The organism is Bradyrhizobium sp. WSM2254, assembly GCF_000472645.1.
GTDB classification, from domain to species: Bacteria; Pseudomonadota; Alphaproteobacteria; order Rhizobiales; family Xanthobacteraceae; genus Bradyrhizobium; species Bradyrhizobium niftali.
Genome location: NZ_AXAB01000067.1, coordinates 1 through 12,713, shown reverse-complemented (window position 1 = coordinate 12,713; position 12,713 = coordinate 1). Strand labels below are relative to the sequence as shown.

11 protein-coding genes and 1 pseudogene are annotated in these 12,713 nt (G+C 58.3%); 10 read left to right on the top strand and 2 right to left on the bottom strand.

From position 1 onward, the window contains the following. Window positions 1-424: 424 nt before the first annotated feature. Window positions 425-1,117 (bottom strand): SDR family NAD(P)-dependent oxidoreductase, encoded by a 693-nt coding sequence (locus A3M7_RS0135450; RefSeq protein ID WP_027548158.1) that lies wholly within the window; start codon window positions 1,115-1,117, stop codon window positions 425-427. Window positions 1,118-1,890: 773 nt separating this feature from the next. Between A3M7_RS0135450 and A3M7_RS0135445 the strand changes: the two genes are divergently transcribed. The 3 genes from A3M7_RS0135445 to A3M7_RS45460 all read left to right on the top strand — a co-directional run bounded on the left by A3M7_RS0135445 (window position 1,891) and on the right by A3M7_RS45460 (window position 3,622). Then, window positions 1,891-2,157 (top strand): hypothetical protein, encoded by a 267-nt coding sequence (locus A3M7_RS0135445; RefSeq protein WP_049823895.1) that lies wholly within the window; start codon window positions 1,891-1,893, stop codon window positions 2,155-2,157. A gap of 422 nt (window positions 2,158-2,579) precedes the next feature. Continuing rightward, window positions 2,580-2,846 (top strand): DUF3551 domain-containing protein, encoded by a 267-nt coding sequence (locus A3M7_RS47665; protein ID WP_084302804.1) that lies wholly within the window; start codon window positions 2,580-2,582, stop codon window positions 2,844-2,846. Window positions 2,847-3,169: 323 nt separating this feature from the next. After that, on the top strand, window positions 3,170-3,622 hold the full coding sequence (locus A3M7_RS45460; RefSeq protein WP_245284391.1) for an acyl-CoA dehydrogenase family protein: 453 nt from the start codon (window positions 3,170-3,172) through the stop codon (window positions 3,620-3,622). 26 nt (window positions 3,623-3,648) lie between these two features. On the opposite strand, the gene A3M7_RS0135435 is transcribed toward A3M7_RS45460, so the two are convergent. Then, window positions 3,649-4,452 carry an IclR family transcriptional regulator gene (locus A3M7_RS0135435; protein WP_027548156.1) on the bottom strand — a complete coding sequence of 268 codons (804 nt, stop codon included), beginning with the start codon at window positions 4,450-4,452 and terminating at the stop codon, window positions 3,649-3,651. Window positions 4,453-4,659: 207 nt separating this feature from the next. Between A3M7_RS0135435 and A3M7_RS0135430 the strand changes: the two genes are divergently transcribed. The 7 genes and pseudogenes from A3M7_RS0135430 to A3M7_RS0135400 all read left to right on the top strand — a co-directional run. Continuing rightward, the gene (locus A3M7_RS0135430; RefSeq protein WP_084302803.1) at window positions 4,660-5,820 is read left to right on the top strand and encodes an aminotransferase class V-fold PLP-dependent enzyme; all 1,161 of its coding nucleotides are present in this window, start codon (window positions 4,660-4,662) and stop codon (window positions 5,818-5,820) included. Window positions 5,821-6,033: 213 nt separating this feature from the next. Next, on the top strand, window positions 6,034-6,825 hold the full coding sequence (locus tag A3M7_RS0135425; RefSeq protein ID WP_027548154.1) for an amino acid ABC transporter permease: 792 nt from the start codon (window positions 6,034-6,036) through the stop codon (window positions 6,823-6,825). Further along, complete coding sequence (locus A3M7_RS0135420; protein ID WP_027548153.1) at window positions 6,822-7,517, top strand: amino acid ABC transporter permease; 696 nt, start codon at window positions 6,822-6,824, stop codon at window positions 7,515-7,517. The genes A3M7_RS0135425 and A3M7_RS0135420 overlap by 4 nt, the downstream gene beginning before the upstream one ends. Window positions 7,518-7,573: 56 nt before the next feature. After that, a complete protein-coding gene (locus tag A3M7_RS0135415; protein ID WP_027548152.1) occupies window positions 7,574-8,341 on the top strand; it encodes an amino acid ABC transporter ATP-binding protein in 768 nt (255 codons plus the stop codon). 81 nt (window positions 8,342-8,422) lie between these two features. After that, on the top strand, window positions 8,423-9,316 hold the full coding sequence (locus tag A3M7_RS0135410) for an amino acid ABC transporter substrate-binding protein (RefSeq protein WP_027548151.1): 894 nt from the start codon (window positions 8,423-8,425) through the stop codon (window positions 9,314-9,316). Between the two features lie 163 nt (window positions 9,317-9,479). Further along, complete coding sequence (locus tag A3M7_RS0135405; RefSeq protein ID WP_049823893.1) at window positions 9,480-10,802, top strand: amidohydrolase family protein; 1,323 nt, start codon at window positions 9,480-9,482, stop codon at window positions 10,800-10,802. 1,083 nt (window positions 10,803-11,885) lie between these two features. Continuing rightward, a pseudogene (locus A3M7_RS0135400) lies at window positions 11,886-12,713 on the top strand (peptidase S10); the annotation flags it as partial.

The following is a 12,713-nucleotide window of genomic DNA, read 5'->3' as shown; positions in this document are numbered from 1 at the left end:
CGTTGTGAGTGATCGACCAAATAGCGGCGGATCACAGACGCGGCCGACAACTCGAGTCATCGGGCGTATTGCTCGAGTGCGGTCGCGGAACCTTGGATCCGTCTGTCGCCATGAGGCTGAGAGCCAATCTCCGTCGAATTGGCTTGCCGGATTTTGCGCGACTCGCTTGTGTATCGGCGCGGCGTCCCGACGCCGATCGGCTGATCCATACTACATTAGTCGAGTGTCACGCTTTAAGACGATCACGGCGTATTTCTCGCCGTCCTCGATCCAGGACGCAGAAGCGCGCAGCTCCGGATCCTAAAGCGAGCAAAACGGACATTCTGCTGTGCCGTCGTGGCAGGTACCGCCTGTTGCAGAACCAGACTGTCGGGTCGGCGGGGATTCTTTCCCCCACGACGAATGTCGTCGTCTCGCCCCAGCCTTAAAGCATCGGTTCGAATTGGCAGTGCACGAGCATTTCGGAGACCGAGGCATTGTTCGGCGGCATGAGCGCGGTTTCCACCAGGCGGGCGATGTCGGCCGGCTGGCTCATCTCATGGCGAGGAATCTCGTCGTCGTTCAGCGTCATGTCGGTGGCGACGTAGCCCGGGCAGATCACCGTCGCCCGAATGCCGGCCGCGCGTCCTTCCCGTTGAATGCCGTGGGTGAGTGCAACCGCGGCGAACTTGGTCATGGCGCAGCCGACGTTGCTTCCCACGCGCTTTCCGGCGAGGGATCCCAGATTGATCACCCGGCCATGACCGCAGACGGCCAAATGAGGGAGGGCGGCTCTGACGGGGCGCAGGGGACCCTTGACGTTTACGCGCCACATTTCATCCAGCTCGTTCTCGCCCTCGTCGGAGACTCGGACCTTCGGATTGATACCAGCTGCGTTGACGATGGCGTCGATTCCGCCCCTGCGCGCGACCGTTGCGTTGACCCAGGAGATAGGACTTTTGGCGTCTTCGGCATCATAGCGGTGCGTCATGAGCCTCGCGCTCTCGGCGAGGCGCCGCGGGTCGCGAAGCCCCGCCGATACGCGGAAGCCCGAGGCCAGGAGCTGGTCGACGGCGGCGCGTCCGATGCCGCGCGAAGCCCCTGAGGCCATGACGATCCGATTGCCGACGTCCAACATCCTGGTCCGTCTCCCATGGGCGAGCGAAGACCAACACAAAATGTAAGGGGATATGCGCGACGATGAGTAAGTGAAATTCACTCTGCCTGCATCGGGCGTGCTTATGGCTCCCGCGTCCGACGGCTTTGCGTCTTATCACCGAAGACCTTGTAAGCCCCATGCGGTACATTGCGAACATTCAAGCCGACTGCACCTGTAGGAATCGACACCTGCTTTCCATCGGGCAGTTCGATCGTGCCCCCCCCTCAAGATAGTAGTAAGATTCATCACCATGATGGATGTGCAGCGTTGCCGTCTCTCCGGGCTTTACCTCACTAATGCTCGTGATCACCTCAATGTTCGTTCCGGTTAGGTCGCCCCGCTTCAATTCCTTCCGATACGGCGAATCTTCGGCGTTTGCTGCGATCGCGGATTACGAGCCTCGAAGCAAGGGCACAAGACTGTAAGACAGGTGGAAATCTCTCCCGGACGTCGCGCCCCGTTCTTGGCGGAAACACCATCGGCTTGCGTTAAGCTTCTTGAACGGCAAACCTAGGAAACAACGTGTTTTTGGTCTAGGATTGTTGCCACCGGGGCCGGACTGCATTGTTTCACGATGAGCGCTTTGTACCCGAGGGCCACCGGCAATAATTGTTGTCGACAGGCTTTTCAAGGAGAAGCGGCGGATGCTGGTTGGGGTTCCCTATCTGGCGATTGGCGTCTGCGTCATTGTTGCAGGTTGGCTTGTGATGAACTGGCTCATCTAGCGGGCTGAAGTGCGCAAGGGGGCGTCAATGCATGACTGGAAGAGCGAGCTCGATGCGCTTGTCGAGGAAACCACGGCGTTCGCCAGATCGCTGAAGGTGGAGATCGAACGGCCGCGGCCTCAGCCGAAGGAGGTCGTCGAGCAGGGTGCCCCCGGCGTCCCCGGCTATGGCAGCAGCGAACGTGATGAGATCAGGAAGCGGATCGAGAGTTTCAAAGCGCATCAAGAGCGCTTTATGCGCGAGCGCGAGGAATATGCCGATTCGCTGCTGCGCCGGATCAGGCCGATCACCTAGAAGAGCTCGTTCAACCTTTCATGAGCCCCGCCAGGTCCCTTGGGTCGTGCAGCTCAAGCGCTACGCGATCTACGGCAGGCCTGAGAGACGGTGAATTTCCGCTTCGGTCATTTGATAAGCTCACGGTAGGGCTTGCCGCCGATCCGAACCGGCTCATTCCGGAGCGCGAGAGTTCTCAAGCTCGAGTGATCCTTTGCCCCAGGGATTTTTCTGCCGCACATGCACCCTCACCGCGCTGGAAAGATGCGTTCCTCTTCTACAAATAGCAGGAATGCTGCTCCAGGGAGCGCCGTCACGCTCGAGCTTCTTTCGCAGGCATTCGCCGGACGGGCTGCGACCGGCCATTTGCCATTGACTAAGATCAAAACATCAAATGAGAATCCTCTATCCTTCAGCAAGACTTAACGGAGGCTAATGGTCTCATGTGCAACCTTCTGTTTATCGGCGTGCTTGCACTTCCCATCCTTGTCGGCTTGGGATCGCCTTCAATTGCCGCTCAGCGGGGGCGGTCGTACGTCCCCCCGGTTCGGCAGGACATTTATTGCCTGCAGGGGCGTACCTGGGGCTATCCGGGCAATTGCCAGTTCTCGACCTATGACCAGTGCATGGCCACCGCATCCGGCACCTACGCCTATTGCGGTATGAATCCGATCTACGCGTTCCAGCGACAGGGAGGACAATTGCGCTGATGTGCGATCGTCAAGCATGATCGAGACATTCCTCTGAGTATTGTTCATATAGATGGACGTTCCGTGCAAGGTTGACGGACGTTGGGCTGGTTGGACGTCCCCGTGCGACCGCCATCGCGATGCTATCTCTTCAGGTGCATCAAAACACTAAGCAACAACGAATGGGACGCAGTGGCTCATCGGCGTCAGGCGCAGGCGGGAAGGCGTGGCCCGCGGCGCCTTGAGCGCGGCGGTCGCGCACACCACGAGCTTCGTGCATAAGGACCGGAACAAGAGCCTTTCCGATTGCCAGGCGATCCGGCAGGAACTCCGGCGCCGCCAAGGTGCTGGTCGAGACGCTGCGGCCTGGCGCAACGAACTCGCGGGCCGGCTCGACGCGCTTGTGGCGCGCCGGCAAGCTGCAGAGCGAGATCCCGATTCCGCTGACCGAGTTCAAGGTGCACGCCGCCGAGGTTGCCAACAAGCTCGCGGCCACGGCGCTGACCGTGACCGGCGGTTATGGCTACCATCGCGGTCCGATCGAGCGCTCCTACCGGGACGCGCGCGGCCATCGCAATGGGGCCATCCAACGTGATCGCGCGGGACTGGATCGGCAAGGCGCTGGTCGGCCTACCGCTGGAGCTGTTTTACGAAGGCGGCGGGTAGCGGTCCGCTGGGCAGGAGAAGTCGCGGCTCCCTGCACCGCGTGGGCCGATTGCTCGCTAAACGCGAGTCCAAACTTCTCTTGCGTTATCGTTGTTGTTATCATTTCGGATAAACGATCGAAGCTCCTGTGATGAAGCGATTCGCAAGAGAAGTCGTTTTAGGGGAATGTATCCTCGAGTGTTTCTTCCTCACTGTCCGTCTGAAGGATGGTTTGCGACAGGAGTACGGAGGCTTTTTGAAGTAGAGGAATGAAGCGATCAAGCTCTGCGAAGCTGACTCGCGCCACAGGCACCGATACGCCAAGGCAGGCTATCAGCTCTCGGTCCGGGGAAACGATGGGTACCGCGCAGCCGACGACACCCTTCACGTACTCCTCATTGCTCTTGGCCCAACCGTGTCGGCGTGTTTCCTCGAGAAGTCTCAGGAGCGTGTCGCAATCCACGACCGTGTTATCAGTGTACTGTGTCAGAGCGAGTGAGCGACATAACTTCTCACGTGCTCTCTCGGGTAACCGGCTCATGTAAATTTTTCCAGTCGAGGTGCAGTGAAGTGGAGCAGCCTCGCCAGGATTGAATTGAAGCCCTTGTGGTTGGGAGACACGTACGCTGTCGACGTAAGCAACGACGTTGTCGCGCACGACCCCGATTTCGCACTGTTCGCCGATCTCGCCGGCAACCGCGCGGAGTACCGCGTGCCGCCGCGCCGTGCGAAAGGCCGCGCCGATCACTTTGGCGGACAGCGTGACCAACTGATTTCCCACCACGTAGCGCTTCGATCCGAGAGCCTTCTGAAGGAGGCCGCGTTCTTCCAAATTTCCGACAAGCCGATGGGCCGTCGGAATCGGCAACGAAAGAGCGTTAGCGATCTCCGCGACCGAAACAGCCTTCGTCTGATTGGCAACGTAACCCACGATGGCGAATGCCCGGTCGAGAGGCCCAACCGTCTTTTTTTGCTCCATCATAAAAATCTCCCTCAGTACAAATTATCAATTTTCGGAGTAAATACTACTGAAATATGAAAAATAATTTGGACTTGTCGCGCAATTGCCCATAACGTTGGCGTTGCCGCATTCTGATCGGAATTTGTGCATTGCACAGGCTGAGTTTGGGCGGCGGCTGAGCCGTGAATTGGAGCGGTGCTGGCGAAGTGCTCGAAAGGGAGATGGGGAATGTCTCGTCATTACGACGTGGAGGCTGTGCGCAGGGAGTTCCCGGTAGCCGAAAGGATGGTCTACCTCGACTCCGGTTTTCAGGCGCCCCTCGCGCGTCCCGTAATGGCGGCGATCGAAACCTTCCTTCGTGAAGGCTTGGAGACGGCCGGACCGAAAAGTGTGTGGCTCGATCGGGTCGAGCAAACGCGTGCCAAGGTCGCCCGTTTCCTTGGGGTATCGGCCGACGAAATTGCTTTCACGAAGAACACATCAGAAAGCATGAACATCGCGGCGAATGCGCTGCCTCTGCGAGCCGGCGATAACGTTTTGATGATCCACGGGGATCATCCAAACAACGCTTATGCCTTCCTCAACTTGAAGAAGAAAGGTGTCCAGATCGACTTCCTTCCGATGACGGACGTCGTAAACGCCGACACTTTCCTTCCGCACATCGACGAGAAGACCAGCGCGATCTCGCTGTCGCACGTCACCTTCCACGCCGGACATCGCTTCGACATCGAGAGCATCGGCGCTCTTTGCGCGGAGAAGAAGCTCTACTTCGTCGTAGACGTCATGCAGGCAATCGGGGTTGTTCCAATCGATGCGAATGCCATCCGGGCAACCTTCGTTGGCTCCGGGAGTCACAAGGGATTGCTCGTCCCTCAAGGTCTCGGATTGCTCTACTGGGACAAGACCCTGAAGGAACTGGAGCCTGCCTATCTTGCCGCGGCCAGTTTGGCGGAGACTCCTCACGACCTTATCGCTCGTCCCGACCGCCTGACGCCATCGCCCAGCGCGCGACGCTTCGAGCTGGGAAACTTCAATCTTCCTGCAGTTCACGCGCTTGGAGCCTCGCTCGACATGATCGAGCAGATCGGCGTGAAGAACATTCAGAACCATTGCTTCGATCTGGGCGATCATCTCATCGCACAACTGGACGAACTCGACCTCAGTCTCGTCGGTCCGCGTCAGCGGCAACATCGCTCGCCCCACATCTACGTCGTTCGTCTGCCCGCGACTGAGTGGCTCAGCTACTTCGAAGAGAACGGCGTGCGTGTTTCCCCCGAGCGCGACGGTATCCGCGTATCGTTCGGCATGTTCAACACCATCGCCGACGTGGATCGTCTGGTTCATCTCATCCGCGGACGCCAGCCAAAAAAGTCATTCAGGGCCGCTTAGGGTTTGGCATAGGAGCATTTGGAGAAAACGCACGCGAGCGGACAGTAGCCTGATCCCGTCCAAGGGCGAGCATCATGCCTTCCCCTTACTGGCGTGCTGAAGGAAAGGACCGCGCATTCAAGTGATGCGTTCGACTAGCACCGGCACAGTGCGCGCGACGACCGATCATGCGGAGCATGGTGGCCGTGCGCACCCGCAATCGTGAGGCTCGCGATGTTCGGAGTTCTTCTCGAAAAGACAATGGATGGCCAGCGGTACATCGATTGGCTTCTTTCGGGTCTTGGTTGGACGTTGGCGCTCGCCTTCTTCGGTTGGTGGATTGCGTTCGCGGTCGGAGTAGTCGTCGGCATAGGTCGAACTGTGCAGAACCCCTTCTTCGGGGCCTTGGCTCGATTCTATGTGGAGATCTTCCGGAACATCCCCGTTCTCGTGCAGATGTTTCTCTGGTACTTCGTCCTGCCCGAGCTTCTTCCGAGTGCTATGGGTGACTGGATAAAGCAGATACCTCCGCCTTGGGGATCTTTCTTTCCGGCCTTGTGGTGCCTGAGTCTGTACACCGCCGCGCGCATCGCAGAACAGGTTCGTGCCGGCATCGAAGCCTTGCCTAAGGGGCAAGCCGAAGCGGCGGCCGCGCTCGGCCTAAGCGGATATCTGACCTATCGCCATATCATCCTGCCGCAGGCACTGCGCCTCATCGTTCCAAGCCTGACAAGTGAGGTGATGGGCATCTACAAGAACACGTCTGTTGCTCTGACCATCGGCTTGATGGAGCTGACCGCTCAGGCGCGCCAGATCAGCGACGCTACTTTCCAAACCTTCACGGCATTCGGTGCCGCCACGCTCATTTATCTCGCTCTGGCTCTTATCGCCTACCAGACGATGATGCTCATCGACAAGGCGGTGCGCATTCCCGGTACCGTACCGGGTAAGGAAGCCATCGGCGCAGATTTTGACGATGTGAAGCTGGAAAGTCCCCTGCCTGGCAGTATGGAGGTCGCGAAATGAACAGCCTCGATTTCTCGATCATCGCGCAGGCGTGGCCCTATCTATGGTCAGGATTGCTCTTTTCGCTTTCCTTGACGGTAGCCGCGTTCCTGATTGGAATGTCTCTTGGAACGTTCTTCGCCCTCGTGCAGCACTTTGAGCTCCGCATTCTGAGTCCGCTCGTCCGTAGCTACGTCGCCCTGATGCGATCGATTCCGCTCATCCTCGTCTTGTTTTGGTTCTTCTTCTTGGTGCCCATCGTTCTAGGCCATCTGTCAGGCAATGGTCGTCCGATTCCAGTCGGCGCCACATATACGGCGTTCATCACGTTCGGCCTGTTTGAGGCAGCTTACTATTCGGAAATCATCCGCGTCGGGTTGCGTGCCGTGAACAAAGGACAATTCGAGGCTTGTCAGGCTCTCGCCTTGTCGACATTCGATACGTATCGCCACGTCGTCCTGCCACAGGTGTTCCGGGTTGCCAGTCCGATCATACTCAGCCAGACCATCATTCTGTTTCAGGACACGTCGCTCGTCTACGTCCTATCGCTCACCGACCTCCTTGGTGCGGCGTCGAAGCTTGCCCAGCTCAACGGCCGCCTCGTCGAGATGTACCTCGCAGTGGCCGTCGTTTATCTCATCATAAGTTCCGCCGCGTCCCAATTGGTCGCCTCGCTCCGTAAGAGATACGCGATCGCGGGTGCCAACCGATAGTCAATCGGCGATCTGACGGCCCGTCGTTTCTCAGACTCTAAAACCTGGAGACCAGCATGCAGCAAGAGCGCGCAGTTAGTCCAGCCGACCAGATTCCGATGGTTGTCGTAGAGCACCTCGTCAAGCGGTTCGGCAACTTTAGTGCCCTGAGCGACATCAATCTCAACGTCGCAAAAGGAGAAAAGATCGTGCTCTGCGGGCCGTCGGGTTCAGGGAAGTCGACCCTGATCCGCTGCGTCAATCATATTGAAAAGCACGATTCGGGCCGAATAGTCGTTGATGGGATCGAACTGACAGACCGGATTCGCGATATCAACAGCGTTCGCTGTGAGGTCGGAATGGTCTTTCAGAGCTTCAACCTGTTTCCGCATCTCTCGGTGGTCGAAAATTGCATGTTGGCTCCGATGAAAGTCAGGGGTCTTGCTGAGTCTGACGCGCATGATCGGGCAATGGTGCTGCTGAGAAAGGTCCGGATCCACGATCAGGCCAAAAAGTATCCAGCGCAATTGTCAGGCGGCCAGCAGCAACGCGTCGCTATAGCCCGCGCCTTGTGCATGCAGCCCAAGATCATGCTGTTTGACGAGCCGACTTCTGCTCTCGATCCGGAAATGGTCAAGGAGGTGCTCGAAACTATGGTTGAGCTAGCGCGGGACGGGATGACGATGGTCTGCGTCACGCACGAAATGGGGTTTGCGCGGGAAATTGCGGATCGTGTGGTCTTCATGGATCGCGGCTCAATCGTGGAAGACGGCGATCCGACCACCTTCTTTCGCGCGCCGAACACGGAACGTGCGAAGGCCTTCCTCAATCAGATCATTCACTGAGGTCGCCGCTTGCGCGGTCCGCCTCGTCCTAGGACCAATAAGGCGCAAAAGGGGCGTCGCACTCGAACGAGAGGGATTTCCATGTCTAAAATGTTTGCACTGTTTTCCGCGACCGCGATCACCGTGTTTTTGGTCTCGACGGCCCATGCGGGGCCAACGCTCGACAACATCAAATCGAAAAGAGTGATCACCATTGGCTATCGCGAGGCTTCGATACCCTTCTCGTATCTCGGCGCTGACCAGAAGCCTGTTGGTTTCTCCCTGGACCTGTGCGCGCATGTCGTCGAGCGTCTGAAATCTGATCTCGGCACTCCAGACCTTCAGACAAAGCTTGCGCCGGTCAACTCATCGAACCGTATCCCGCTTATTCAGAACGGCACAATCGATATCGAGTGTGGCGGCACTGCCAGCAGCAAGCAGCGTCTGGAACAGGTCTCCTTCAGTGTTTCAACTTTCGCCAGTCAAACGGCTTGGCTCGCAAAGGCGGCGAGCGGGTTCAAGACGCCGAAAGATCTGAAGGGAAAGACTGTTGTCGTAACGCAGGGTTCCGATGCTCTCGGCATTGCCAAGGGCATTTCGCAAGACGACGATCTAAATCTTACTATCGCTCAAGCCAAAGACCATGCGGAATCGTTGCTGCTACTCGCGACCGGCCGTGCAGCAGCGTGGGTGGAAGCTGACATTCTCTTGGCCGGTATGAAGGCGGACTATTCGAACCCGACCGACCTCATCTTTCTAAAAGCTAACTACGGTACCATTTATTATTACGGTCTGATGTTCTCGAAGGATGATCCCGACTTCAAAAAGATAGTCGACGACGTTCTTTCCAAACTCATGGCTTCCGGCGAGTTCACAAAGATCTACGACAAATGGTTCATGGCTGCGATCCCGCCGAAAAACATCAATCTCAACTTCCCAATGACCGATGCTCTAAAAGAGCGCGTTGCCCATCCTAGTGATGTCGTCAATTATTGATCCTGCCGGCGGCGGCGTGAAGGCGCCGCCACGATTGGGATGTCAACACCAGACTTACAGCATGGTCCAATACTTGCCGTGATCGCCAATGCGGACGCAGGCAGCTGGCTTTAACCAAAAGGAGCCCAAAATGAGAGGTAGAACTGCGATTCGCTGGGACGCAATGACGGACTCCGATCAACAAATCGCACAATGGGTCGAGGAGACGCCATTTGTGGACACCCATGAGCATCTGATCGAGGAAAGTCAGCGTCTTTCCGGCGCGATCCATCCGCGAACATTGCCATGCGACGACTGGGCCTATCTATTCAGGTCCTATGCTGCCGAGGACCTGGTGGTCGCAGGTCTGCCAGCAGCCGAGCTGCGAAGGTTTCTCGGGCCGGATCTCGCGAGCCAGGAAAAATATCGGCTGATCGCCCCCTATTGGGACCGCATCCGCCACACGGGTTACGCCCAGGCTCTGCGCCATACATTTCGCGGCGTTTACGGCGAAGATGATCTGACAGCCGAGAGCCTGCCTCGCATCGCCGAGAAATACCGTGAAACCGTTCAGCCCGGCTTTTACGCACGCATTCTGGGCCTCGCGAACATCGAGGGCTGCCACGTCAATTCGCTGCAGCGCATCTTTATGGAGACCGAGCAGCCAGGGCTACTCGACCACGATATAAGCATTCTTCAGTTGTGCCGGTGTAGCGCTGCTGACTTTGCGTGGGTGGAAGCCGAGACAGGCAAACGCCCGACGACGCTCGATGAGTGGCTTGAGGTCATCGACTTCTATTTCGCAACATACGGCGCCAAAGCCGTGGCTGTAAAATCGCAAATTGCCTATTCGCGCGCTCTCGATTTCGAGCCGGTCACCAAAGCCCATGCGTCAAGGTTATTTCCCCACCATGCCGACAGAGTCGGCGCGTTGCACGCCCTCGGTCCTGAGGATCTCAAGGCGCTGCAAGATTATCTATTCCGCTATTGCGTCGGCAAGGCTGGCGAGTGCGGCTTGCCGGTCAAACTGCATACCGGCGTTTTGGCTGGTTTCGGCGTGATGCAACTCGGTCGTACCCACAGCAATGCCGCAGACGTCTGCCGTCTGTTGCAGGACTTTCCAGAAACCCGATTCGTTCTAATGCACATCGGCTATCCATACGAGCACGAATTTATCGCGCTGGCCAAACATTACCCTAACGCCGCGATCGACATGTGCTGGGCATGGATTATCAATCCGGTAGCGGGCGTTCGTTTTCTGAAAGAGTTTCTGATGGCGGTCCCGTCCAACAAGATCTTCACCTTCGGTGGCGACTATGTCGCTGTCGAGCCAATTTATGGCCATGCGTTCGTAGCGCGCCGTGGAATCGCGCAGGCGCTCTCGCAATTGGTCGCCGAGGGCTGGATCGCGCTTGAGGACACCCGTGACCTGATTGAGCAGATCATGCGCGGCAACGCACGTCGTTTCTTTCGGAAAGAGTATCGAGAGGATGCCGCACGTCCGTGAACGCCGACATAGATGCGGGGCATTTTGTCAACCGACTCGAAAATATTGCATGCCGAATGATATGTGCACGGCCAGCGTCACCAATTGACCTGAGCATTACTCGTCAGAGGAGCCGGATGGGAGAAAGCTGACCGTCCGGATCTGTGAGGGGGGCACGTCGAGCGGTCGATGCCTCGCCCCTACAATGATCAGATTGCGACGTGCAACTGATCCCTTCGCTAGCCGATCTCGTCATGAAGCGTAGAGCGCATGAGAGGCGTCTAAGCCGTCAACCTCGCGTCTGCGTTGTCCGATTCCTGGCGATCTATGATGAACCTCGATTTGATTGTCAGCGGACAATCGAGATCGTGCATCGGCGTAGTTGGCGCACCCGACACGATTCGGACGTGTGGCCTTCGCCCTCGGAGGACGCGAGAAGGCGCCGAAATACACCGACTTCCCTCGCTTACCACAACCGCGATGCCGGCAGCCGCAGCGCGCTGGAATTGACGGTCCGTGAGCTGGGCCAGCTTCGCCACCGATTCAAAACGCTACTGTCCTCCGGCGAAACAGGGCCCTGCGGCTGCGGCAATCCTGCTTGTCCAACTTTCATGCCCACCGACGCAGCAGCTCGCGAGATGGACCGGGCGCGCGATCGTGTGCTTGCCGCTTTCCAACGGCCGTATCCCTCCTTCAAGGTCGTCCTCGAATGATGTCGCCTCGGCTTCAGCCAAGTTGCGGTGAGGTGCAATCAAGTGGGGCCACATTTTGACCTGCAGCGAAAGACTGCGACGGATAATCGAAGCCGGTATGTTTGACGGGGAGATCGGCCGGTGACGGCGCGCGAACTCGTTGAAATGCCGGAAGCCGAATGGGTAGGCTTTGTGCCATTGCGCAGGCGGCCCGTGCCCTCAGGAACAGAGGTCACTACTAGACTTAGCAGGTTTGTTGTTCCCGACTCTTAGCTAACTGAAGAGAGCCGTTAGGCAGATGCGCCTAGTGCACCATAAGCCAGAACCACGACAGTCCGGCCTGTCCCGCAACCTTAAACCATCGCAATCGGCCCCTGACAGAAAGGTGCGGCCGGACCGGGGAGAAAACTCTATGCTGTTCGATTTAAGCGCGCTGCGCCACATCCCTCTCGCGCTGGCCCTACTTGCGTGCACCGCGATGGGGAGCGCCCGCGCCGACGATCCGCCGCCGCGTCCCGACGCCCCGACGCCGGTCGGCCAGAAGGGCGGGCCCGGCGCGCGCAGCGCCAGCGCGCCGACTTCCCCATCGGGGGCCGAGCAGCATCGCCTGCCGCCGGATTCCACCACCAAACAGACGCTGGAGCTGCCCGGGCGGACGCTTCGTTTCATCGCGACTGCGGGCTCGATCCACGTGTTCGACCACAAGGGCGAGCCGCAGGCCGACATCGCCTACACCTCCTATCAGCTCGACGGCACAGATCACGCCACGCGTCCGGTGACGTTCCTCTTCAACGGCGGCCCCGGGTCATCCTCTGCTTGGCTGCAGTTCGGCAATGCCGGGCCATGGCGGCTGCCGATCGATGCGGAAACCGTCACAGCGTCCGCCTCGCCCGAGGTCAGGCCCAACGCCGAGACGTGGCTCGATTTCACCGACCTCGTGTTCATCGATCCCGTCGGTACCGGCTATAGCCGTTTCGTGGCGACGGGCGAAAATGTGCCCAGGCGGTTCTATTCGGTCGATGGTGACGCCAGTTCAATCGCGCTTGTGATCCGCCGCTGGCTCGAGAAGCACGAGCGGCTCTCCTCGCCGAAATANGTCGCGGGCGAAAGCTATGGCGGCATTCGCGGACCGAAGGTTGTGCGCAATCTGCAGATGGAGCAGGGCGTCGGCGTGAAGGGCCTGATCCTGCTCTCGCCGCTGTTCGACTACCGAGAGTTCACAAGCACGAGCCTTCTGGGA

Coding starts and splice junctions, on each gene's coding strand:
- A3M7_RS0135450 (WP_027548158.1), bottom strand. CDS start 1,117: ATGTTGGACGTCGGCAATCGGATCGTCATGGCCTCAGGGGCTTCGCGC.
- A3M7_RS0135445 (WP_049823895.1), top strand. CDS start 1,891: ATGCATGACTGGAAGAGCGAGCTCGATGCGCTTGTCGAGGAAACCACG.
- A3M7_RS47665 (WP_084302804.1), top strand. CDS start 2,580: ATGTGCAACCTTCTGTTTATCGGCGTGCTTGCACTTCCCATCCTTGTC.
- A3M7_RS0135435 (WP_027548156.1), bottom strand. CDS start 4,452: ATGATGGAGCAAAAAAAGACGGTTGGGCCTCTCGACCGGGCATTCGCC.
- A3M7_RS0135430 (WP_084302803.1), top strand. CDS start 4,660: ATGTCTCGTCATTACGACGTGGAGGCTGTGCGCAGGGAGTTCCCGGTA.
- A3M7_RS0135425 (WP_027548154.1), top strand. CDS start 6,034: ATGTTCGGAGTTCTTCTCGAAAAGACAATGGATGGCCAGCGGTACATC.
- A3M7_RS0135420 (WP_027548153.1), top strand. CDS start 6,822: ATGAACAGCCTCGATTTCTCGATCATCGCGCAGGCGTGGCCCTATCTA.
- A3M7_RS0135415 (WP_027548152.1), top strand. CDS start 7,574: ATGCAGCAAGAGCGCGCAGTTAGTCCAGCCGACCAGATTCCGATGGTT.
- A3M7_RS0135410 (WP_027548151.1), top strand. CDS start 8,423: ATGTCTAAAATGTTTGCACTGTTTTCCGCGACCGCGATCACCGTGTTT.
- A3M7_RS0135405 (WP_049823893.1), top strand. CDS start 9,480: ATGACGGACTCCGATCAACAAATCGCACAATGGGTCGAGGAGACGCCA.